We start from the raw sequence: 21,695 nt of genomic DNA, 5'->3' as shown, positions 1-21,695 counted from the left end.
CAGCCCGCGGGCGGGCCGAAACATTTTGCATCCGGCGGGTGGCGTCGTAGAATTAGTTCTAGTCAATCTGACTATAACTATTGCGGCGGTCGGGCCGGAACCGTCCGGGCGGTCCCGGGACCGGCCGGACGGCCAGGACGCGGGGTGAACCACCATCTACACAACAGCTGCCAACGTCTCCGAGCGCCAGCTGGCGCCGCCGACGCTGGCCATCTCCACGGTGATCTTCGCCCTTCGCCCCAGCGAGCGCTCCGGGCGGCCAACCTTGTGGATCCCGCTGGTGCGCCGGATCCGCGAACCGTTTAAGGGGATGTGGGCGTTGCCCGGCGGCCCGCTCACCCATTCAGAGTCACTGCCGGACGCAGCCTCGCGGAATCTGCGGGAAACCACCGGGCTGGCACCCCGCTACCTTGAACAGCTCTACGCCTTCGGCGGCCTGCACCGCTCACCCACCCAGCGCGTCGTCTCCATCGTCTACTGGGCGCTGGTCCAGCCCACCGAGGCTGCGCTCGCCGACGAGTCCGAGAACGTCAAGTGGTTCCGCGCGGACCGGCTCGGCGAACTGGCCTTCGATCACCACGCGATCATCGACTACGGGCTCTGGCGGCTGCGCAACAAGATGGCTTACGGCTCCATCGCCTACCACCTGCTGGGCGAATACTTCACCCTGGCCCAGGTCCGGGAGGTCTACGAGGCTGTCCTGGACCGCGAACTGGACCCGGCCAATTTCCGCCGGCAGGTCAAGTCCACACCCGAAATCGAAGAAACCGACCAGTACCTGCAGGGCGGCAAACACCGTCCGCCCCGCCTCTACCGCTTTACCGGCAGCCCGGGCCTTGAACCAGACAACAGGAGCACACCATGAGCAGCGTCAATACGGCCATCCAGCTGATCACACGCGAACAGGCCACCAGCAACGCCAAGGGCATGGCAACGGCCGCCACGTGCAGTCCGGCGCTCGCCCGCGGGCCCTGGGACTTCGACGTCGCCGAAGCCCTCGCCGGTGTGCCCGCCTACGGCCCCGGCGCCTCCGCCGCGGATGTGGCCCCGGCGGCGACCCCCCGGCAAGGGCAGCTCCCGGAGGAATACAAGACGGCTAGCGACGCCGAACTCGACGCCCGGATCCGGGCCGCCAAGGCAACGCTCGGGGACCGCGCCGTGGTCCTGGGCCACTTTTACCAGCGCGACGAGGTGGTGGCCTACGCCGACTTCGTGGGCGACTCGTTCCAGCTGGCCAACGCCGCACTTACCCGGCCCGACGCCGAGGCGATCATCTTCTGCGGGGTGCACTTTATGGCCGAAACCGCGGATATCCTCTCCCGCCCGGACCAGGCGGTCATCTTGCCCAACCTGGCCGCCGGCTGCTCCATGGCGGATATGGCGGACATCGATTCGGTGACCGAATGCTGGGAACAGCTCGAGGAACTGTTCGGCACCGAGCCCGACGCCGACGGCCGGGTTCCGGTCATCCCGGTCACGTACATGAACTCCTCCGCGGCGCTGAAGGGATTCTGCGGCGAGCGCGGCGGGATCGTGTGTACCTCCTCGAACGCCGCCACGGTGCTGGAATGGGCGTTCGAGCGCGGCCAGCGGGTGCTGTTCTTCCCGGACCAGCATCTGGGCCGCAACACCGCCAAGGCCATGGGGGTGCCGCTGGAGCAGATGCCGATGTGGAATCCGAGCAAGGAGCTCGGCGGCAACGTCGAACAGGCCCTGCAGGACTCCCGGGTGATCCTCTGGCACGGCTTCTGTTCGGTGCACAAGCGCTTTAATGTCGGCCAGATCGAGAAAGCCCGCGCCGAGTTCCCGGACGTGCAGGTCATTGTGCACCCGGAGTGCCCGATGGAAGTGGTCGACGCCGCCGATTCGGCCGGTTCCACGGACTTCATCCGCAAGGCCATTGCGGCTGCGACGGAGCCGGCGACCTTCGCCGTCGGCACCGAGATCAACCTTGTCAACCGGCTGGCGGCGGAAAACCCGCAGCACACCATCTTCTGCCTGGATCCGGTGATCTGCCCCTGCTCCACGATGTACCGCATCCACCCCGGCTACCTCGCCTGGGTCCTGGAAGCGCTGGTCCGGGGCGAGGTCGTCAACCGCATCACGGTGGCGGGCGACGTCGCCGCCCCGGCACGGATCGCCCTTGAGCGGATGCTGGCGGCCCGGCCGTGACCAGGCGCCTGGTGGTGGTGGGCAGCGGCATCGCGGGTCTGTACGCAGCACTGCTGGCCTCCGACGCCGTGCCGGCATGTGAGGTGGTGCTCCTGAGCAAGGGAACGCTGGAGCAGAGCAACACCTTCTACGCCCAGGGCGGCATTTCGGCAGTGCTTGTGCCGGGGGAATCAGCGCCCGGAGACTCCGTGGCGGCCCACATTGCCGACACCCTCGCCGCCGGAGCCGGGCTCAATGACCCCGAGGCCGTCCGGGTGTTGTGTACCGAGGCAGCGCGGGACATCGCAGGGCTACGGCGCTTTGGTGTTCACTTCGACGCCGGACCCGGCGGCGGCCCGGCCCTCGGCCTCGAAGCGGCGCATTCCGCGGCCCGCATCCTGCACGCCGGCGGCGACGCGACGGGTTCCCGCATCGCCCGCGCCCTCGTCGCAGCTGTCCTCGAGCGTGCCCTCCGGGGACGGCTGCGGATCGAGACCGGCGCCTTCGTCACCGGGCTGCGCACCGAATGCGCCGACACCGGACCGGCGTCGGGCAGCGCCCGGATTACCGGCGTCGAGTACTTGTCCGGTGGCCGGCCGCGGCAGCTGGACACCGGCGCGGTCCTCCTGGCCACGGGCGGCGCCGGACGGCTTTTCAGCCGGACCAGTAACCCCTCCGTCGCCACGGCCGACGGCCTGGCCCTCGCCTGGCGGGCGGGGGCTGCCGTCCGGGACCTGGAGTTCTTCCAGTTCCACCCCACCACCCTGGCGGCCGAGGAGGTCCCCGGGGGCCCGCCGGCGCTGCTTATTTCCGAGGCGGTCCGCGGGGAAGGCGCCGTGCTGCTCGACGCCGCGGGCTACCGCTTTATGCCGGACTACCACCCCGACGCCGAACTGGCCCCGCGCGACGTTGTATCCCGCAGTATTGCCCTGCACCTGGCCGCGACAGGCGCGCCCGCGGACAGCCCCGTGTACCTGGACGCCCGGGGGCTGGAGGCCGCCCGCGGACCCGGGTTCCTGGCCCGGCGGTTCCCCACCATCACCGCCGCCACCCGCGCCGCGGGCTACGACTGGGCCACCGAAGTGCTTCCGGTGTCCCCGGCAGCGCACTACTGGATGGGCGGGGTAGCCACCGACCTGTGGGGCCGCACGTCCGTGCCGGGACTGTACGCGGCCGGGGAGGTCGCCTGCACGGGCGCACACGGTGCCAACCGGCTGGCCAGCAATTCGCTGCTGGAGGGTCTCGTCTTCGGCCGCCGGGCCGTGGAGGCTTTCCTGGGCCGAGCCGGCACGGACCCTGCTCCGGCAGTTTGGCCCGCCCGTGCCGGTGCTGAACGCCCCGCCCCGGAGCCCGCCCCGGAGCCCGGCCCGGGCGGTGAGCCTTTCAGCCGGGACGCCCTGCGTCGCCTGATGACCGGTGCCGCCGGAGTGCTGCGCACCCGAGCCGGACTCGAGGACGCCGCCGCGCGGCTGTCGCAGTGGTCTGCCGTTGCCGGCGCGGCCGACGGGCTCCCGCAACAGGGACCCGGCTCCGGCCCGGCGGCGCACGAGGACCGGAACCTGCTGCTGGCCGCCGGGCTGCTGGTGGCAGCCGCCCGGCAGCGAACGGCCCCGGCGGGCGCCCACTTTATGGCGGACGCCGACGCCGGCGCCGGACCCTCCGGACCCGCCCCGGTGCCCGCTGCCCCCACCTGCTCCATCCCGGTGGCCACCGCACCCGGCCGCCGGCAGCCAGCCGCACCCCGCCCGAAACAAAGGATTTCGTTATGACAGCACCCGCCGCACCCCGCCAGGCCGCCGTCCCGGTGCCAGCGCTCGCCGGAACCCTGCCCGCGGCCGCCGTCGACGCCGTGCTGCGCGCCGCCCTGCTTGAGGATGCGCCCTATGGCGACATCACCTCCCAGACGCTGATCCCCGCGGACACGCGGGCGACGGCGGTCCTGTCCGCCCGCGTGTCCGGTGTGTTCAGCGGCGGTGAGGTCTTTGCCGCCGCGATGAAGCTCACAGATTCCGGGGCCGACGTTGAACTCCTGGTCGCTGACGGAACCGCCTTTGCCGCCGGCACGGCGCTCGCAAGGGTCAGCGGGAACGCCCGCGCCGTGCTGCTCGCCGAACGTGTCGCCCTGAACCTGGTCCAGCGGATGAGCGCCATTGCCAGCAAAACAGCGGAATTTGTCGCCCGTGTCGACGGTACCGGGGCGCGCATCACGGACACCCGCAAAACGACGCCGGGCTTGCGGGTGCTGGAGCGGTACGCCGTCCGTTGCGGCGGCGGAGCCAACCACCGCTTTGGCCTCTCGGACGCGGTGCTGGCCAAGGACAACCACCTGGCCGTCCTGACCGGGGGAGACCCGTGGAGGCTTACGGAAGTGCTGCGGGCGGCCAAAGCGCGCCTGGGGCACACCACACACTTCGAAGTGGAGGTGGACAGGATGGACCAGATCGAACCCGTGCTGGCCGCCGGGGTGGACACCATCATGCTGGACAATTTCACCCTGGCGGATCTTGCCGCGGGAGTGGCCCTGGTGGCCGGCCGGGCCCGGGTCGAGGCCAGTGGCAACGTCAACCTGGCCACCGTGGCAGGGATCGCCGCTGCCGGGGTGGATGTGATCTCGATCGGCGGGCTCACCCACAGCGTCGCCGCCCTGGACCTGGGACTGGATATTGAACTCGGCGTCGACCTGGACCGTGGCCCCGGTATGGAACCTGGCAGCCGGCGGACGGCGGATCAGGGGAGGCCATGATCTTCCTCGACGCCGCGGCCACCACACCGGTCCGCCGCGAGGTACTGGACGCCATGTGGCCGTACCTCACGGGGGAGTTCGGCAACCCCTCGAGCCGGCATTCCTTCGGAGACTCCGCAGCTCAGGCGCTCGCCGATGCGCGCGCAGTGACGGCCAGGGCGCTGGGCTGCCGCCCGGGTGAGATCGTCTTCACCTCCGGTGGCACGGAGGCGGACAACCTGGCCGTCCAAGGCATCGCCCTTGCCCGCCGCACCGCAGACCCCCGGCTGGACCGGGTGGTGATCAGTGCCGTCGAGCATCCTGCGGTGGAAGAATCCGCCCGCTTCCTGGAGCGCGTCCACGGCTTCAGCGTCGACGTTGTTCCGGTGGATTCCCTCGGCCGGGTCACCGAAGCTGCCCTCGCCGCCGTGCTCCGGCCGGAAACGGCCCTGGTCAGCATTATGTACGCCAACAACGAAGTGGGAACGGTGCAGCCGATTGCCCGGCTGGCCGCACTGGCCCGCGCACAGCGAATTCCGTTCCACACCGACGCGGTCCAGGCTGCCGGCTGGTTGCCGCTCGACACGGCAGCACTCGGCGTTGATGCCCTGAGTATCTCCGGCCACAAATTGGGGGCGCCGAAAGGACAGGGCGCTCTGTTCGTCCGCGGCAGGATCCGGCTGGAACCCTTGATCCATGGCGGCGGGCAGGAACGCGGGCGCCGGTCGGGGACCGAAAACGTGGCCGGAGCGGTAGCCCTCGCGACGGCGCTCACCCTCTCACAGGACGGTCAGCAGGCCCGTGCGGCCCTGGTGGCGGAACTCCGTGATGACTTCATCGGCGCGGTAAGGGCGGGGGTTCCGGGCGCGGTCCTGACCGGCGACCCGGCCGAGCGGCTGCCCTCCGTGGCCTCGTTCTGTTTCCCGGGGACCAGCGGTGAATCCGTGCTGCTGGAGCTCGAACGCCATGGAGTCATCTGCTCCAGCGGTTCGGCCTGCGCCGCGGGGTCCGATGAGCCCTCCCCGGTGCTGCTGGCGATGGGCTTCGACGCCACAACCGCCCAGACCGCTGTCCGTTTCAGCTTTGACGCCACCATCACGGCGGCGGAACTGCGGGAGGCGGCGGCCGCGGTCCGCACCGCCGTCGTCAGCGTCCAGTCCCTCGACCCAACTAGCTAGCAGCACGGGTCGTTTTGACCGCCCAAAACGACACCTGCTGCGAGTCAGTTGGGCGCGGCGGTGGGTGGGACTGACGCGGGCAGGACTGGGCAGGACTGGGTGGGACTGGGCGGGGCGGTGGGTGGCCTAACGGTGCCGGGCCCGGCGGAAGATCCAGTGCCGCAGCATGGTGAAGCGGACGGCCGTGGCGGCAAAGCCGGAGAGTGTTGTGGTCCACAGCTCGGCAGAAACTGTGGCGTCGGGGTTGATCCAGTGCAGCACGCCGAGGCTGCCGCCGGTAATCAGAAGCGCCACGAGGATGACGATCAGGCCGTTGAGGTGGTCGCGCTTCATCCGGTGGCGTTCGGTGATTTTGAACGTCAGCCGCCGGTTCAGCGCCGTGTTCATCAGCGAGGTGAGGATAAGAGCCGTCGCGTTGGCCGGTTGCGGGCCGAGATACGGGCGGAGGAAGGCATAGAGCGCCAGCGACGTGACGGTACAGACAATTCCGACGGCGGTGAATCGCAGCAACTGCCGGACCAGGGGGTACCGAAGAATCCCGCGGTGCCGCCGGCGGTCCGCCGGACGGACTCCGGCGGGTGCAGGCGCGGCGGAGTGCTGCTCAAGCTGGGAATCCATCGGCTCAGTGCAACTCGCCGGCCGGGATCTCTACCGCCAGTCGGTTCGATGGCCCGGCGAGCGGGCATGCCCAGGCCTCGTTGTAGGCGCAGGAGGGGTTGTAGGCAAAGTTGAAATCAACAACAAATTCCGCTCCCGGACCCGAACCCTGCACACCGTGGAAGGCACCCTTGATGGTGTCCAGCAGGTACCGGCCCGCACCGTAACTTCCGCCGGGCTGGCCGGCCGTGGCGTCGCGGAACGGCACAAAGATGCCGCCGCCGTAGCCGTGGATCTTCCACACGGCGAGCTGGCCCAGTTCCGGCAGATCGAAGGTCCCCAGCCGGACAAAACGGACCTGGCCGTCGGTTCCGGTCTCAACATTCATTTCCCGCCCGGCGCCCTCGCCCGTCAGCGGGATATGGAAGCGGTAGATCGGGTCGTAGTCCGCCGTTTTCAGGCCGCCGAAGGTGGACTTTGCGGCCGCCGTCAGCGGCGAGGCAGGGTGCGTGCCGAACATCCGGTCCCGCTCCTGGCGCCAGTACGAATGCGCCTCGGCCGGATCCTGCGCCGCGATTTTCCGCACGCTGGCGTACAACGCAAAGGTCCGGAGCCTCCAGTCCGCAATGTCGACGGCGGAGATGTCCGCCACTCCGTCCTGGGCTCCGAACTCGCGGGAGCCAAAATCGTGATCCGCCATGTTCCCAGCGTATCCCGCTTTCCCGGCCGCACATCCCAGCCCCGGCAGCGGGCACGGGCGCTTCCGGGGCCGTAGACTTTCGCGAATGCAGACGACCTCCGCTCCTCCCGTCAGCCGTGCCGCCGCAGCCTTGGCCGAACTCGTCCGGTTTCGCACTGTCTCCGCCGTGCCGGGCCAGCAAGTGGACACTGCCGAGTTCGACGGCTTTATCGCCGCACTGGCCCGGTTGTATCCCGGCGTCCACACCGCGCTGGAGCACGAACGTGTTAACGGCCACGCGCTGCTGTACCGCTGGCCCGGCACGGGCGCGGAGGCCGCTGAGCGTCCGGCCGTCCTGATGGCCCACTACGACGTCGTCCCGGCCGGCGACCCGGAGGCCTGGACCCGGCCGCCGTTTTCCGGGCACAACGACGGGACCTACTTGTGGGGCCGCGGAACCCTCGATGACAAGGGTCAGCTGGTCGCTGTGATGGAAGCTGCGGAATCCCTGCTCGAAGCAGGCTTCGGACCTGTCCATGACCTCTACTTCTCCTTCGGCAATAATGAGGAGACCGCCGGGGACAGTGCCGCGGCCGCAGCCAAGCTGCTGGCCGGCCGGGGCGTTAGACCTTGGCTGGTGCTCGATGAGGGCGGCGCTGTCGCCGCCGGGGTGTTCCCCGGCGTGACCCGGCCGGCCGCCGTCGTCGGAGTGGCCGAAAAGGGGATCCTCGACGTTGAGCTGGTGACCCGGGATTCCGGCGGGCACGCCTCCACCCCGCCCCGGATGGGTGCGACGGCGAGGCTGGCCCGGGCCATCACCCGGATCGAAAGAAGCCCGTTCCCGCAGTCGCTGCCGGATGTTACCGCGGAGATGCTCCGGCGCTTCGGACCCTATGCCCCGGCACCCCTGCGGGCCGTGTTCGCCAGGCTGTCCTTGTTCCGGGCGCCGCTGACCCTGATTTTTGGGCGGATGGGAAATGAAACCAATGCGATGACCCGAACCACCGTCGCCATCACCACCTTGCAGGGCAGTCCCGCGGCCAATGTCCTGGCCCCGACGGCCCGGGCAAACGCCAACATCAGGGTGGCAGTGGGGGAAACCGTGGCGGGGACCATGGCGCGGCTGCGGAAGATCATCCGGGACCCGAAAGTTGAGCTGCGTATTGTGGCAGGCAACGACCCGTCCCCGGTCTCGGCCCATACCGGGGAGCAGTGGGAGCTGCTGGCCGGGTGCATTGCGCGGGCATTCCCGGAGGCGCTTGTTACCCCGTACATCCTGATGGGCGGCACGGATTCCCGCCGCTTCACCGGGATCTGTGACGCCGTGTACCGCTTTGCGCCGTTTTCCATGGATGCCGCGGCCCGGGGATCCATCCACGCCGTCGACGAGAAGATCACGCTGGAGACGCTGGAGCGCGGGGTTGGCTTCTACGAAACCCTGATCCGGGAACTCTGAGCGGCGCCATGTCCGGTTAGGCTGGCACCATGACTGGGACGGACACCTTCCGGCGGGCGCCGGCCCGCGGCCTCCGGATCGCCGCTGCCTTGGCGCTCTCCGCCGCTGCGCTCTCCGGGTGCAGCAGCGAAGGCAAGGGCACCCCGGCGTGGACGGCAGGCGGCGACGCAGGCACCGCCGCGGCGGCTTCGCCGTCCGGGCCCCCTGCGGGCAGCCCCCCGCCGGCCACCTCGCCCGGGCACACCGGCTCCGGTGCGGCGGAACCCGGCGCAACGGCGCCGGCTTGGAAGGTCTTCACCGACCCGGCGAAGACCGTCAGCTTCGAGCTGCCGCAGGACTGGATCGCCCAATCTGTGGCACCGGAGCAGGGCGCAATGCCGGGAGCCCTCAAAATCGAGGTGAAAGACGCAGCCGGCGGCTACCTCGCCACCCTGCAGACCGGACTCCAGCCACTGCCTGCCGCGTCCTGTGCCGCCGACGCCTCGAGGCCGTATGTTGTTGTCAACAGCGTCCCGGTGGAGCTTCCGCACCGCGGCGGGGACGGCACCATCGACCCTCGAGTGGTGTTCCGGGTGATCCAGGGCTACAAGTATTTTGGCTCCTACGGCATCACCAACCTGGTCGGTGGCCTCGACGGAAAGTCCTGTGTGCTGCAGAACGTGGTCCGCGGCCCGGCAGGGAAGGGGGACTACTCGTTCGGTGACCTGACGGAGCTGAAGGCGTTCACCCCGGACCAGAAGGTGGCTCCGGCCAAGGCCTTCGACACGCTCGGCCAGGCCGCCAACTACGTCAACGAAGGCTCCGAATACGCGAACGTCCAGCGGATGCTAATGTCTCTGAAGATCAAAAATTAGTCCCGCAGCCCGCACGTCAACCGGGCCGGGAGCGGCCACTTCCCGCGCCGTAACCTCACACCCCGGAGATCGATGAAACGCTCTGTAGCCACCCGCATGGCCTTCAACACAGTGGCCGGCACAAAGGTCGCCCTAGCGGTCGCCGTGGCACGCAATGCCGGCTTCGAGGGCTTTGAGGAGTCGCTGTCCGTGACCTCCGACGGCGTTGAAGTTCCGCTCACCGAAATCCCGGACCACCACGGCGGGCGCTTCCACTACATGGAATTTGCGCAGCCCGCCGGGGTGCTGGTGGAGTATACGGCTACGGTGACCGGCTTTGCGCTGCCGGAAGAACCCCGGCTGATGGAACTCATCCGCTACGTCAGGCCCAGCCGTTACGCGGAGTCCGATCGGCTCCTGCCGACCGCCTACGCCGAATTCGGCGGCCAGCAGGGGGCCGAACTGGTCCATGCGGTGCGCAATTGGGTCTTCAGCGAGCTGCGCTACATCAGCGGATCCTCACGGGGGACCGACGGCGCCGTCGAGACGCTGTTGCACCGCCGCGGGGTCTGCCGGGATTTTGCCCATCTGGCGGTCGCGCTGCTGCGCGCCAAGGATGTCCCGGCCCGGCTCGCCGCTGTGTATGCCCCGGGCCTGAGCCCGATGGACTTCCATGCGGTGGCCGAGGCCCATCTCGACGGCGCCTGGCACGTCATCGACCCCACGGGGCTGGCTCCCCGGGAGAGCATGCTGCGGATCACTGCCGGCCGGGATTCCTCGGATACGGCATTCCTCTCCACAGTGGGAGGCAGCCTGTCCCTGACGCAGCTCAGCGTCACCGCCGTCGTCGACGGCGACCTCCCGGCCGAGGACCCGGCGAAGCTCGTCACCCTTCACTAGGGACCGCAACCCGGCCGCCACACTCAGCGGGCGGTTACCGAGCCCCGCAGCTTTTCGGTCAGACGCAGCAGCTCGTGTTGCTCGGCCGCGGTCAGTGCCGGGACCACCAGCGCGGCGATGTCACGGACGTGTTCCCGGCCGATCTGCTTCTGCAGCTCCCAGCCGGCGGTGCTGAGCTTGACCAGGACACCGCGGCCGTCGTCAGGGGCCGGCATCCGCTCGACGAGGCCGCGCTTTTCGAGGCGCTCCACGAGCCTGCTGAGGCTGGACTGGCTTAGCAGCACGTGGTCGTTGAGCTCGTTCTGGCGGAGCCATCCGGACGGACAGCGGGAGAGCGTAAACAGCACGTCGTACTCGTTCAGGGCCAGGGCCTTGAAAGCGGGTCCGGCCTGCAGCCGGCGCATCACCGCCACCTGGGCGCGGAACAGGGATTCCCAGGTCTCCGCGGCCAGGCGCACCGGCGACATGCCTGTTGTTGCGGACACTATGCGGTCCGGCTGCCGGCGGGGCTGGCAGTCTCGCCGGCAGTCTCGCCGGCGGCTTCTCCGGCTGCGGCCACGGAGGCCGCGACGCGACCGGCATGGGTGGGCGGTTCGGGCACGTGGGCCGGGGTCTTCGCGGCGTATTCCTTGCGCAGGACCGGCAGGACCTCTTCGCCGAACAGGTCCAGCTGCTCCAGAACAGTCTTCAGCGGCAGGCCCGCGTGATCGATCAGGAAGAGCTGGCGCTGGTAGTCGCCGAAGTACTCACGGAAGGTCAGGGTCTTCTCGATGACTTCCTGCGGGCTGCCGACCGTGAGGGGCGTTTGCGAGGTGAAGTCCTCCAGCGAAGGCCCGTGTCCGTAGACCGGGGCGTTGTCGAAGTAGGGCCGGAACTCCTTGACGGCGTCCTGCGAGTTCTTGCGCATAAAGAACTGGCCGCCCAGTCCCACGATCGCCTGGTCCGCCGCGCCGTGGCCGTAGTGCTCGTAGCGTTCGCGGTAGAGGCCGATCAGCTGCTGGTAGTGCTCTTTGGGCCAGAAAATGTTGTTAGCAAAGAAGCCGTCGCCGTAGTACGCAGCCACCTCGGCGATCTGCGGTGTGCGGATCGATCCATGCCAGACGAAGGGGGCGACGCCGTCGAGCGGCCGGGGGGTGGAAGTGAAGTTCTGCAGCGGAGTGCGGTGCTTGCCGGACCAGTTGACGGTGTCCTCGTCCCACAGCCGGCGCAGCAGGCTGTAGTTCTCGATGGCGAGTTCGACGCCGTCCTGGATGTTCTTGCCGAACCAGGGATAAACGGGGGCGGTGTTGCCCCGGCCCAGGACCAGGTCCACCCGGCCGTCGGCGAGGTGCTGGAGCATCGCGAAGTCCTCGGCAATCTTCACCGGATCGTTGGTGGTGATCAGCGTGGTGGCCGTCGAGAGGATAATGCGCTCCGTCTGGGCGGCGATGTAGGCCAGGGTCGTGGTGGGGGAGGAGGAGAAGAAGGGCCGGTTGTGGTGCTCGCCCAGGGCGAAGACATCCATGCCGATTTCCTCGACCTTGCGGGCGATCGCTACGGACGCTTTGATGCGTTCGTGCTCCGTGGGGGTGCGCCCCGTGGTGGGGTCGGTGGTGATATCGCTAACGCTGAATACGCCGATCTGCATGATGTGCCTTTCCTTGGCCGGGGTCTTCCGGGAGCTGGTTCCACTATAGCCGATTTACATGCATTTGCATCTATCGCAGGGTACAACACCCGCCGTGTCCGAATATTCCCCGCCGGCGCCCGCCGGGTTTGCCGCCCGCGGCCACACCACGGGCCTAGGATGCAAGCAACCAGCTGGGCAACAGGGGTTCAGCCCGGACGGAAGGCAGCCATGCGCCGTGTCATTGCGTTTCTGTGCCTGGTGGAGCTCACCAGCGGAATCCTGCAGGGCTACTACACCCCCATCCTCACCGACATCGCCCGGCACCTGAACATCCGCGACGGAGACGTCAACTGGTTCGAGGCCGCGCAGCTGATCGTCAGCGCGCTGGCGGTCCCGGTGCTGGCCAAACTTGGTGACCTGGCCGGGCACCGGAAAGTCCTGCTCGTCGCCACAGTGCTGACGGCCGCGGCGTCCTGGGGTGTGGCGTTCGCCCCGGACTTCTGGACCTTCCTGGCGGCCTGGTCCCTGCAGGGCTTCTACGTGGTGTGGCTGCCGCTGGAGATCGCGTTGATCTTCAGCCGGGTGCACCGGCTGCCCGACGGCGCCGCCCGCACCCGGCGCGCGGCCGGGCTCCTGGTCGGCGCGCTGGAATTCGGTGTGATCGCCGGCGCCCTCGCCGCTGGTGCGCTGGTGGAGGCCTTCGCCGGCCAGCTGCAACTTGTGCTGATGTTGCCAGCTGTGGCGGTGTCCGCATGCTGGTTCGCTATCCGCTTCGGTGTACCCGAGTCGGCTGCACGCAGCGGTGGCAGCGTAGACACGCACGGCTTCGCCTTTCTGGCCGTCGGGCTCCTGCTGATCATGTCCGGGCTGACCTTTATGCGCCTGAACGGCCCCGGCGCGTGGTGGCCGTGGGCGCTCGTCGCGGCCGGGATTTTCGTTTTTATCCCGTTCACGCGCTTCGAGCTGGGCCGGGAGGACCCGCTGGTGGACATTCGGATGCTGCGTGCCAAGTCCATGTGGCCGGTCCAGCTGACCGCGGGCCTGTTCGGCGTCTCGGTGCTGGGTGCGCAAGCGCCGTTGTCCACCTTCGCCCGGACCGACCCGGCCGTCCACGGCTACGGGCTGGGGCTGCGGGCGGGCCAGGTCTCCATCATCATCGGCGTCTATGTCCTCGCCCTGCTGGTCGGTGCGCTGCTCTATCCGCTGGTGACCCGCCGCCTGACTCCGCGCTGGACGCTTGTCTGGGCGGCTGCCCTGGTCGGCGGGGGATATCTGCTGTTCCTGCCGTTTCATGCCAGCCTGGCCGAGACCCTGGTCAACATGGCCATTGCCGGCGTCGGGTCCGGAGCGCTTGTGGCGGCGCTGCCTTCGGCCGCGGCCGCCGCCGCTCCGCTCAATCGCACCGCCATGGCGACCGGTTTGACCAACACCACCAAAACAATTGGCGGTGCCTTCGCCTCGGCGGTCTTTGGCATCGCCCTGCTCAGCCACGTCCTGGGCGAGACCGGGGCCGCCGCGGCAGCAACGGCGGCACCCCTGGCCGGCTATCTCACGGTGTGGACGGTCTGCGGCGTAACGGGACTGGCCGCGGCCGCGGCCCTGGTCCTGGTGCCGAGGCTGGCGTTCTCGGACCCGGCACGCAGCTAGCAGCAGGCGGCCGAGGACCAGCTAATGGGCGGTGGAGGGGAGCCGCGGGCCGCCGGCTGTGTCAGCCGGGGACTCGTCGGGGCCGGCCCCGGGAGCGGCCCGGCGGCCATGTGCCGGGCCGGCGTCCGTGCCGGCGTCCGTGCCGGCGTCCGAGCCGGGGGTAGTCCGGGCCAGGGCCTTGCGCTCACGCCGGCCCTCCACGAGGCGGTACAGCACCGGTACCAGGACCAGGGTCAGGGCGGTGGAGGAGACCAGGCCGCCGATCACCACAATGGCGAGCGGCTGCGAGATAAAGCCGCCGCCGCCGGTCAGGCCCAAAGCCATCGGCGTCAACGCGAACACGGTGGCGAGGGCGGTCATCAGGATCGGACGCAGGCGCTGGCGGGCGCCGTGTGTGATGGCTTCCGCCACGCTCATCCCCGGCTCACCGTTTTTTGGCTCGCGGTACTGGTTGATGAGGTCGATCAGCACAATCGCGTTCGTCACGACGATTCCGACCAGCATCAACATACCGATCAGCGCCGGCAGGCCCAGCGGCACGCCGGTGATGAGCAGCAGGCCGATGGCTCCGGTGGCTGCGAAGGGGACGGAGACGAGCAGGATCAGCGGCTGGATCAGCGACTTGAACGCGGCGACCATAATGACGTAGACAATGGCGATGGCCGCCAGCAGGGCGAGGCCAAGCTGACCGAAGGACTCCGCCTGCTGGGTCGTGGCTCCGCCGATCTCCGCTGTGACGCCGGGCGGCAGCTGCACGGTCTTGAGCCGCACCTGCACCTCCGTGCTGACAGCTCCGAGGTTGGCGCCCGACGGCGTGACGGACACGCGCGCGGTCCGCTGGCCGTTGCTGGCGGTAATGGAGACGGGGACGTCCACCTGCTCCACGTTGGCGATGCTGGCCAGCGGTACGGGACCTGCCGCCGTCGGGAGCAGGGTTTGCCGGACGGCCTCGATGCTGGTGAAGCGAGTGCCTTCACCGATGCGGACTGGGAAGTCGTTGGTATCGATGCGGACGGTTCCGGCCGGAATAGGGCTGATCGTGGAGGCCAGGACCCCGGCTACCTGTTCTTCGGTCAACCCTGCGGCGACGGTTTTGGCACGGTCCACCTTCACCTGGACGACCGGCTGGCTGGCGGCCAGGTTGGTGGCCACCTCGGAGGAGCCCGGAACGCCTTCCATCGCCGTGACCATGGCCTGGCTCGCGGTCCGAAGGTCGGCGGTCGTCGCCGCCTTCAGCGTGATGTCGACGGTGGAGGACGTACCAAAACCGCCTTGCTGTGAGCCCACGGTGATCTTGCCGGAATTCGGAATCCCGGCCAGATCGTTACGGACGGTTTCCTGGAGCTTGCCCTGGTTGGCCTTGTCCTCGGTCACCACGGTGAAGCTGGAGTTCGAGGCGCCGGCGGAGAGCAGCGCGGAGAAACCCGTTTGGGCGTTGCCGGTGGTCACCTGGACATCCTTGACCCCGTCGATTCCGCGCAGCACTTCCTCGACCTTGACGGCCGCGGCGTTGGCCTCGGACAGGCTGGTGCCGGCAGGCAGCGCCTGCCGGACGGTCATGCTGTTTTCGCCCGAGTTTCCCAGCAGGTCGGTTGCCAGCAGCGGGGTCATGGCAGCGGTGCCGCCGAGGACCAGCAGCGCCGCGATCACGGTCACCACCGGGTGCTTTTGAGTTTTGCCCAGGACCGGGAGGTAGCCGCGCTGCAGTACGGACCGCTGTTCCGCTTGTTGGGCTTTCGCCGCGATCTCACGGGCGCTGGCGTCCCGGGCGCCGCCCGGGCTGTTCGCGGGATTACGCAGGAACCAGTAGGCCAGCACCGGAACGATCGTCAACGAGACCAGCAGGGAGGACAGCAGTGCGATGGTCACCGTCAGCGCGAAGGGCCGGAACAGCTCGCCGGCCAGGCCGGCCACAAAGGCAATCGGCAAAAAGACGGCCACTGTGGTGAGCGTTGACGCCGTAATGGCGCCGGCCACTTCACGGATGGAGGTCTGGATTGCCGTGATCTTCGCTTCGCCGTAGCTGAGGTGTCGTTTGATGTTCTCGATCACCACAATGGAGTCGTCCACAACACGGCCGATCGCGATGGTGAGCGCACCAAGGGTCAGGATGTTCAGCGAGTACCCGGTAGCCGACAGTCCGATGAAGGTGATCAGCAGGGACAGCGGGATGGATACGGCCGTGACCAAAGTGGCCCGGACGGACATCAGGAACAGCAGGATCACCGCAACGGCGAAGCCCAAGCCCAGCAGGCCCTCCGTGGTCAGGTCCTTGATCGACTTTTCGATGAACGGCGCCTGGTCGAAGATCGGGGTGAACCGGGCGCCGGAGCCGAGCTCGGCCTCGAGCTGGGGGATAGCGTCCTTCACCGCATGCGAGATTGCGACGGTGTCGCCTTCTGGTGTTTTGGTGACCGACAGCGCAAGAGTCTCCTTGCCGTTGGTCCGCGTGATCGAGGTGCGGGCGTCCTCAGCGATGCTGACGTCCGCGACGCTGCCGATGGTCGCGGCGTTCTTGGTGCCGCCCAGGGGCAGTGCCTTGATTGCCTCAATCGAGTCGACCGGGCTGCCGATCTGCAGGGCCAAGGTTTTCCCTTGTTCCTCGATACTCCCGGCGGGGACGAGGGCCCCGTTGTTCTTCAGCGCCGCACTGATGGATTGGATGCTTGCCCCGGAGGCCGCCATGGCGTCCGGGCGGGGGAGGATCTTAATGTGCTCTGTGGCGCCGCCGGTCACCTCGGCGCCGCGGACGCCGTCGAGCTTCTGCAGCCGCGGGACGGTGAGCCGGGCCAGATCGGAGTTCAGCTCGCTGAGCGGCTTGTCGGAGGAGACCGCCAGGAACACAATCGGGAAATCGCTGATGCTGCCGGCGATTGCCTGCGGCTGAACGTCGGCAGGCAGCGCCCGCTTGGCGTTGGAGATCGCACGGTCGATCTGGTTCCGGGCCCGGTCCAGGTTCGAACCATAAGTGAAAACCATGCTGATCTGGGAGAAGCCGTTGCGCGAGGTGGACGACGTCGATTCCAGGCCTTCGACGCCGTTCAGCGCCGTCTCCAGCGGGCTGCTGACCTGTTTGTCCACGACTTCGGGCGAGGCGCCCGGCATCGAGGTGATGACCGTGATCTGCGGGAACTCGATGGACGGGATGAGTTCCTGCTTGAGCGAGGACATCGTGATCACGCCGAAGACGGACGCGAACACGGTGATCAGCGCGATCAGGGCCCGGTTGGCCAGCGACAGCTTTGCGAGCCGAAACATCTTATGGTCTCCTGGTGGGTCGACGGACGTACTTCACGGTGATCAAAGCTGCCGCAACCCGGAGCGGGTGTCAGTTGCGCGCGTCGACCTGATCCAGCTGCAGTGTCTTGGCCGTAGCTCCCTCGAGCTGGGCGGCGAGGTCCGGGTTCTCGTTGAGCTTGACGCCATAGCCGGGCATCATCTCCTTGAACCTGGGCTGCCAGCCCTTGAACTGCTTCGGGAAGGACTTCTGCAGCAGTTCGATCATGATCGGGACCGCCGTCGACGCGCCCGGGGAGGCGCCGAGCAGGGCCCCGATGGAACCGTCGCGGCCCGCGATGACTTCGGTGCCGAACTGCAGCACACCGCCCTTCTTCGGGTCCTTCTTGATGATCTGTACACGCTGGCCGGCGGTAATGAGTTCCCAGTCACCGTCCTGCGCGGCAGGGTAGTACTCACGCAGGGCCTCGACCTTGGCGCCGTGGCGCTTGGCGACTTCCTTGACCAGGTACGCGGTGAGGTCCATGTTGTCCTTGGCCACGGCCAGCATCGGAATGATGTTCGAAGGCCGGATCGACAGCGGCAAATCCAGGTACGAGCCGTTCTTCAGGAAGTTCGTGGAGAATCCGGCGTAGGGCCCGAAGAGCAGGGAGCGCTTGCCGGCAACGTAGCGGGTATCCAGGTGTGGAACGGACATGGGCGGAGCACCGACGGATGCCTGGCCGTAGACCTTGGCGCTGTGCTGGGCTGCCAGCGTCTCGTCGGTGCAGCGGAAGAACTGTCCGGAAACCGGGAAGCCGCCGTACCCCTTGCTCTCCGGGATGCCGGAGGCCTGCAGCAGATGCAGGGCCCCGCCGCCGGCGCCCACGAAGACGAACTTGGCGTGGATGGAACCGTGTTCGCCGGACTTGGGGTGCTTAAGCGCGAGGTCCCAGCCGCCGCCGGAGGCGCGCTGGATGCCGGTGACGTTGTGGCCGTAGTTGACCTCGACGCCGTTGTTCCCGAGGTAGCCCGTCAGCTCCCGGGTCAGGGCACCGAAGTCGACGTCGGTCCCTTCCGCGGCGCGGGTCGCGGCGATCCGCTGCTGCGGGTCGCGGCCCTTGACGATCAGCGGCGCCCATTTGGCGATCTGGGCGTGGTCCTCGGAGTACTCCATGGAGCGGAACAGCGGGTTCGGTTTGAGGGCTTCATAGCGGGTGCGCAGAAACTTCGTGTTCTCCTCACCGATCACAAAGCTCATGTGCGGAACGGTGTTGATGAACCCTTTGGGGGAGCCGATCAAGCCCTCTGTGACGAGGTGGGACCAGAACTGGCGGGACAGCTGGAACTGCTCGTTGATAAGCAGGGCCTTTGCCGGGTTCACCGAGCCGTCTTTGGCTGCCGGTGAGTAGTTGAGCTCACACAGTGCGGCGTGTCCGGTGCCGGCGTTGTTCCACGGGTCGGAGCTTTCCAGGCCCGGCTCGTCCAGCTTCTCGAACAGGGATATGGTCCAGTTCGGCTCGAGCTGCTTCAGGAAAGCACCGAGCGTGGCGCTCATGATGCCGCCGCCAATCAGGACGACGTCGGCATGTTGGGTCTTGGAAATGAAAGTCACAATCAGTCTCCGATAGCAGCGGGTCTGGCTGTCACAGAATATCCCCGCACCCGGCTCATACTGAAATTGGCCCCACCCGTCAAGGCTTTAGCTCCACCTTTGTGAAAACTTCATTGAGGACCGGAGACGCCGGGTACTTCAGCACACGGTCGGAAAGGGCCAGCGCAGAGATCGGGAAGGCAATCGGTACTGCTGGGACCGAGGCGGCGATCTGCGCGTTGATGGTCTGGTATTGCTCGGTCCGTTCCTTGCCGTCGGGCAGGCCGCGCGCCCGGGCGATCTTGGAAAAGACCTGCGGGTCCTGGTAGCCGAACTCGCCGGTGTTTTCGCCAAAGAGCGGCCCCACGAAGTTGTCCGGATCGGAGTAGGAGCCGTTCCAGCCCAGCAGGTGGAGGGCATGGTCGCCGGGGGAGGTGACCTTTTGCAGGTATCCCTCCGACCACTCGACCGGCACCGGCTTGATGTTCAACCCGACGGCGGTCAGCTGCTTGCTGATTTCGGCGTAGACCTTCTCCGGCGTCGGCAGGTAGGGCCGGGTGACGTTTAGCGGATAGTAGAACTTCAGTTCCTCGCCCTGGTAGCCGGCCTCCTTGAGCAGCTCCTTGGCTTTTTCCGGATTGTGGCCCAGCGCCGGAGCATTGTTGTTGAAGCCGCTGAGCTTCGGCGGGACAAACTGCGTCGCCTGCGCGGTGTTGTCAATGAAGAACCGGCGGATCAGGGTGTCCTTGTCCAGCGCCATTTCGATGGCCTGGCGGACCTTCAGGTTCTGCAGGATCGGCACTTCCTGGTTCATGCCCAGGTACATAACGGAGAAAGGATCCCGCTGGATGATCTGTTCGCCGCGTTTCACGAGCTGATCGAAGTTGCCGACGGTGACGGCGTCATAGGCGTCGATCTTGCCATCGAACAGGGCCTGCATCCGGGCCTGGGCGTGGTCGTAAGTGACGAAGTTGATGGTGGCGATCTGGCCCTTGTCCCCCCAGTAGTCCTTATTGCTGGCCAGGGTGATGCTGTTTTCGTCCCAGGACCTAAAAACGTAGGGGCCGGTACCCACCGGATGGAGCCCGTAGGCGGAAACCGGCTGGCCCTCCTGGCTCCGGTTCAGCTCATCGGCCTGTTGGGCCGTCAGCGCCTGCGGCGAGGACATGGCGAAGGCGGGCAGCGTGAGGGCCTGCAGGAACCCGGTGAACGCTTGGGTCAGATCGATCCGCACGTTGTCCGGGGCCAGCGCGGTGCAGCCCTTGTAGATCGAGAGTGACGCCTGGTCGGCGTGGGCTTTAAAGACGCCCTTGAACGTCGTTCCCGGGGCCAGTGCGCGCAGCGGGGCGGAAAAGTTGAACCAGCGGTCGAAGTTCTTGCACACGGCTGCGGCGTCGAACGCGGTCCCGTCCTGGAAGGACACCTGCTCGCGAAGCTTAAACGTGTAGGCGCGGCCGTCATCGCTTGTCTTCCATTCGGTGGCGAGCAGCGGCGTTGGCGCTCCCGTGGTCTGGTCCACTCCCACGAGCCCCTCCAGGACCTGGCGCGTAATCCTGTACGACTCAATGTCGGAAACAACGGCAGGGTCAAGGCCAAGCGGCTGCGACCCGGTGCCGAAAGTGAATACGGCACTGGGGCCGGGCTCGGCCGAACTCGCCGAAGCGGTGCCCGGTCCCGGTCCGGGAACCGCCGTGCAGGCGGCCACGGGCAGCATCAGGAGCACGGCGCCGAAGCCTGCTGCAAGGCGTCGCACTGCTTTGGTCCGTGCGTCACCGGCCCGCGTTCCGCTGGCATTGCTGGGTCGCGGGGCACGGCGGGGCGCTGTACTTCTGGGCACTCGGAGATCACCTCTGGAGACTGGATGGACCGCCGGCTGCGGAACAGGCCCATTCTAGTTGACCGGCCCGGACGATCCCTCTGAAACGTGCAGGCGGGGTCGGCCGGCTGCACTGGGTCCACAAAAAGAGGCCCGCACCGTTCGGTGCGGGCCTCTATTTCTCCTAGTTGGTCCAGGGAGTCAGGCTGGAGCCGCAGCAGGAGCGTTCAGTGGTGCCTACTTGGGCATCAGGACCGAGTCGATCATGTAGACCGTGGCGTTGGCGGTCATAACGCCGCCGCAGACGACGTTGGCCTCGTCAACCTTAAGGGCGTCCTTGGCGCCGGTGACCGTGACGGAACCGCCCTGGACCGTCTTGTGCGTGCCGACGATCTTGTCCGGGCTGATCTTGCCCTGGACGACGTGGTAGGTCAGGATCTTGCTGAGCAAGGCATCGTCCGTCTTGAGGGTTTCGATCGTGGCGGCATCGATCTTCTTGAAGGCATCATCAGTCGGTGCGAAGACGGTGAATTCGCCGCCATTGAGGGTATCGACCAGATCGACCTTCGGGTTGAGCTTGCCGGATACCGCAGCGGTCAGGGTGGTCAGGATCGGGTTGTTCGACGCTGCGACCGCTACCGGGTCCAGGGCCATTCCGGACACGGAGCCGGCGCCGTCGGGAACCTGGGCGGCGTAGGCGGCACAGCCGCTTCCGACGAGGTCGGCTGCCGGATCCATGGCTGCTGCCGAGCTGGCGGATGGCGACGGTGCCATGCTCGATTTCGACGGGCTGGACTCCGGGGCCGAGGAGCTGGGTGCGGCGGTGGTGGTGCCGCCGCAGGCAGTGAGGCTGAGCAGGGCTGCAGCCGCGATGCCTGCCACGGAAAGTGTTGTGCGCTTGATGGTCTGCATTTCGGATTCTCCTGTGTTGTACCGATCCTTGCCAGCGGCGGACTTTGCCGTGCTGGTCCTTCTCCGAGGTCGTGGGCACCGCCCCTTGGTTGGTGTCTCAATGGGTATTCGCGGGGTCGGAGGAGGTGGATGGGTGCGGAATCACAATTCTTTTTGGCTCGCCGGAAGGGCACCGTTTGAGCGGATTCGGGCGGCGCCGGCCGGGGCGCACGCGGTACCGGCGGGCCGGGATGGGTGACAAAAAAAGAGCCCCGGTCCGCGGACCGGGGCTCTTTTGCAGTGTGTGCGCAAGGGGGGATTTGAACCCCCACGCCCGAAGGCACAGGAACCTAAATCCTGCGTGTCTGCCAATTTCACCACTCGCGCTCGGCTCCGTCGCCCGTCA

At 67.6% G+C, this 21,695-nt stretch carries 17 protein-coding genes and 1 tRNA gene; 9 read left to right on the top strand and 9 right to left on the bottom strand.

Going from position 1 to position 21,695, the window contains the following annotated elements:
* Positions 1-154 precede the first annotated feature (154 nt).
* From QI450_RS10400 to QI450_RS10380, 5 genes are read left to right on the top strand one after another with little or no spacing between them, the layout of a single operon-like run.
* Positions 155-865, top strand: coding sequence for an NUDIX domain-containing protein (locus tag QI450_RS10400; RefSeq protein ID WP_226774825.1), 711 nt, complete (start codon positions 155-157; stop codon positions 863-865).
* Complete coding sequence (gene nadA, locus QI450_RS10395) at positions 862-2,172, top strand: quinolinate synthase NadA (RefSeq protein ID WP_226774818.1); 1,311 nt, start codon at positions 862-864, stop codon at positions 2,170-2,172. Before QI450_RS10400 ends, nadA begins: the two co-directional genes overlap by 4 nt.
* The gene (gene nadB, locus QI450_RS10390; protein ID WP_282468004.1) at positions 2,169-3,920 is read left to right on the top strand and encodes an L-aspartate oxidase; all 1,752 of its coding nucleotides are present in this window, start codon (positions 2,169-2,171) and stop codon (positions 3,918-3,920) included. The genes nadA and nadB overlap by 4 nt, the downstream gene beginning before the upstream one ends.
* Positions 3,917-4,894 (top strand): carboxylating nicotinate-nucleotide diphosphorylase, encoded by a 978-nt coding sequence (gene nadC, locus QI450_RS10385; RefSeq protein ID WP_282468003.1) that lies wholly within the window; start codon positions 3,917-3,919, stop codon positions 4,892-4,894. The genes nadB and nadC overlap by 4 nt, the downstream gene beginning before the upstream one ends.
* Complete coding sequence (locus QI450_RS10380) at positions 4,891-6,051, top strand: cysteine desulfurase family protein (RefSeq protein WP_226774600.1); 1,161 nt, start codon at positions 4,891-4,893, stop codon at positions 6,049-6,051. The genes nadC and QI450_RS10380 overlap by 4 nt, the downstream gene beginning before the upstream one ends.
* Before the next feature lie 126 nt (positions 6,052-6,177).
* Here the strand turns inward: QI450_RS10380 and QI450_RS10375 are convergent, their stop codons facing one another.
* Together QI450_RS10375 and QI450_RS10370 are read right to left on the bottom strand one after the other, a co-directional pair.
* Positions 6,178-6,669 (bottom strand): GtrA family protein, encoded by a 492-nt coding sequence (locus QI450_RS10375; RefSeq protein ID WP_226776237.1) that lies wholly within the window; start codon positions 6,667-6,669, stop codon positions 6,178-6,180.
* 4 nt (positions 6,670-6,673) lie between these two features.
* Positions 6,674-7,348, bottom strand: coding sequence for a DUF1684 domain-containing protein (locus tag QI450_RS10370; protein ID WP_226776236.1), 675 nt, complete (start codon positions 7,346-7,348; stop codon positions 6,674-6,676).
* Positions 7,349-7,433: 85 nt separating this feature from the next.
* Here QI450_RS10370 and QI450_RS10365 point away from each other — a divergent pair, with 85 nt between their 5' ends.
* The 3 genes from QI450_RS10365 to QI450_RS10355 all read left to right on the top strand — a co-directional run bounded on the left by QI450_RS10365 (position 7,434) and on the right by QI450_RS10355 (position 10,516).
* Entirely contained in the window at positions 7,434-8,783 is a 1,350-nt protein-coding gene (locus tag QI450_RS10365) for a M20/M25/M40 family metallo-hydrolase (protein WP_226776235.1), read from the top strand.
* 29 nt (positions 8,784-8,812) lie between these two features.
* The gene (locus tag QI450_RS10360) at positions 8,813-9,637 is read left to right on the top strand and encodes a hypothetical protein (RefSeq protein ID WP_226776234.1); all 825 of its coding nucleotides are present in this window, start codon (positions 8,813-8,815) and stop codon (positions 9,635-9,637) included.
* Positions 9,638-9,709: 72 nt separating this feature from the next.
* Positions 9,710-10,516, top strand: a complete 807-nt coding sequence (locus QI450_RS10355) for a transglutaminase family protein (RefSeq protein WP_226776233.1) — start codon at positions 9,710-9,712, stop codon at positions 10,514-10,516.
* Positions 10,517-10,539: 23 nt separating this feature from the next.
* Here QI450_RS10355 and QI450_RS10350 read toward each other — a convergent pair whose 3' ends face one another.
* Together QI450_RS10350 and QI450_RS10345 are read right to left on the bottom strand one after the other, a co-directional pair.
* A complete protein-coding gene (locus QI450_RS10350; RefSeq protein ID WP_226776246.1) occupies positions 10,540-10,983 on the bottom strand; it encodes a MarR family winged helix-turn-helix transcriptional regulator in 444 nt (147 codons plus the stop codon).
* 17 nt (positions 10,984-11,000) lie between these two features.
* Positions 11,001-12,143 (bottom strand): LLM class flavin-dependent oxidoreductase, encoded by a 1,143-nt coding sequence (locus QI450_RS10345; protein ID WP_226776232.1) that lies wholly within the window; start codon positions 12,141-12,143, stop codon positions 11,001-11,003.
* 210 nt (positions 12,144-12,353) lie between these two features.
* On the opposite strand from QI450_RS10345, the gene QI450_RS10340 reads away from it, so the two are divergent.
* A complete protein-coding gene (locus tag QI450_RS10340; RefSeq protein WP_226776231.1) occupies positions 12,354-13,772 on the top strand; it encodes an MFS transporter in 1,419 nt (472 codons plus the stop codon).
* Between the two features lie 21 nt (positions 13,773-13,793).
* Here QI450_RS10340 and QI450_RS10335 read toward each other — a convergent pair whose 3' ends face one another.
* The 5 genes from QI450_RS10335 to QI450_RS10315 form a co-directional block, all read right to left on the bottom strand.
* On the bottom strand, positions 13,794-17,030 hold the full coding sequence (locus QI450_RS10335; RefSeq protein WP_226776230.1) for an efflux RND transporter permease subunit: 3,237 nt from the start codon (positions 17,028-17,030) through the stop codon (positions 13,794-13,796).
* 70 nt (positions 17,031-17,100) lie between these two features.
* Positions 17,101-18,603, bottom strand: coding sequence for a malate:quinone oxidoreductase (locus QI450_RS10330; RefSeq protein ID WP_226776229.1), 1,503 nt, complete (start codon positions 18,601-18,603; stop codon positions 17,101-17,103).
* A gap of 79 nt (positions 18,604-18,682) precedes the next feature.
* Positions 18,683-20,296 carry an ABC transporter substrate-binding protein gene (locus QI450_RS10325; RefSeq protein ID WP_226776245.1) on the bottom strand — a complete coding sequence of 538 codons (1,614 nt, stop codon included), beginning with the start codon at positions 20,294-20,296 and terminating at the stop codon, positions 18,683-18,685.
* 339 nt (positions 20,297-20,635) lie between these two features.
* Complete coding sequence (locus tag QI450_RS10320; protein ID WP_226776228.1) at positions 20,636-21,310, bottom strand: fasciclin domain-containing protein; 675 nt, start codon at positions 21,308-21,310, stop codon at positions 20,636-20,638.
* Between the two features lie 284 nt (positions 21,311-21,594).
* Positions 21,595-21,676 (bottom strand) — tRNA-Leu (locus QI450_RS10315).
* Between the last annotated feature and the right edge of the window lie 19 nt (positions 21,677-21,695).

It is taken from the genome of Arthrobacter sp. EM1 (assembly GCF_029964055.1).
GTDB lineage: Bacteria > Actinomycetota > Actinomycetes > Actinomycetales > Micrococcaceae > Arthrobacter.
Note: the sequence above shows the minus strand (reverse complement) of the source record. Positions and strands in the feature narration are given on the sequence as shown.

Excerpts from the sequence above, each read along its gene's own strand:
- QI450_RS10360 (WP_226776234.1), top strand. The coding sequence starts at position 8,813 with ATGACTGGGACGGACACCTTCCGGCGGGCGCCGGCCCGCGGCCTCCGG.
- QI450_RS10320 (WP_226776228.1), bottom strand. The coding sequence starts at position 21,310 with ATGCAGACCATCAAGCGCACAACACTTTCCGTGGCAGGCATCGCGGCT.
- QI450_RS10345 (WP_226776232.1), bottom strand. The coding sequence starts at position 12,143 with ATGCAGATCGGCGTATTCAGCGTTAGCGATATCACCACCGACCCCACC.
- QI450_RS10325 (WP_226776245.1), bottom strand. The coding sequence starts at position 20,296 with ATGCTGCCCGTGGCCGCCTGCACGGCGGTTCCCGGACCGGGACCGGGC.
- nadC (WP_282468003.1), top strand. The coding sequence starts at position 3,917 with ATGACAGCACCCGCCGCACCCCGCCAGGCCGCCGTCCCGGTGCCAGCG.
- QI450_RS10340 (WP_226776231.1), top strand. The coding sequence starts at position 12,354 with ATGCGCCGTGTCATTGCGTTTCTGTGCCTGGTGGAGCTCACCAGCGGA.
- QI450_RS10335 (WP_226776230.1), bottom strand. The coding sequence starts at position 17,030 with ATGTTTCGGCTCGCAAAGCTGTCGCTGGCCAACCGGGCCCTGATCGCG.
- QI450_RS10355 (WP_226776233.1), top strand. The coding sequence starts at position 9,710 with ATGAAACGCTCTGTAGCCACCCGCATGGCCTTCAACACAGTGGCCGGC.
- QI450_RS10375 (WP_226776237.1), bottom strand. The coding sequence starts at position 6,669 with ATGGATTCCCAGCTTGAGCAGCACTCCGCCGCGCCTGCACCCGCCGGA.
- nadA (WP_226774818.1), top strand. The coding sequence starts at position 862 with ATGAGCAGCGTCAATACGGCCATCCAGCTGATCACACGCGAACAGGCC.
- QI450_RS10350 (WP_226776246.1), bottom strand. The coding sequence starts at position 10,983 with ATGTCGCCGGTGCGCCTGGCCGCGGAGACCTGGGAATCCCTGTTCCGC.
- QI450_RS10380 (WP_226774600.1), top strand. The coding sequence starts at position 4,891 with ATGATCTTCCTCGACGCCGCGGCCACCACACCGGTCCGCCGCGAGGTA.
- QI450_RS10365 (WP_226776235.1), top strand. The coding sequence starts at position 7,434 with ATGCAGACGACCTCCGCTCCTCCCGTCAGCCGTGCCGCCGCAGCCTTG.
- QI450_RS10370 (WP_226776236.1), bottom strand. The coding sequence starts at position 7,348 with ATGGCGGATCACGATTTTGGCTCCCGCGAGTTCGGAGCCCAGGACGGA.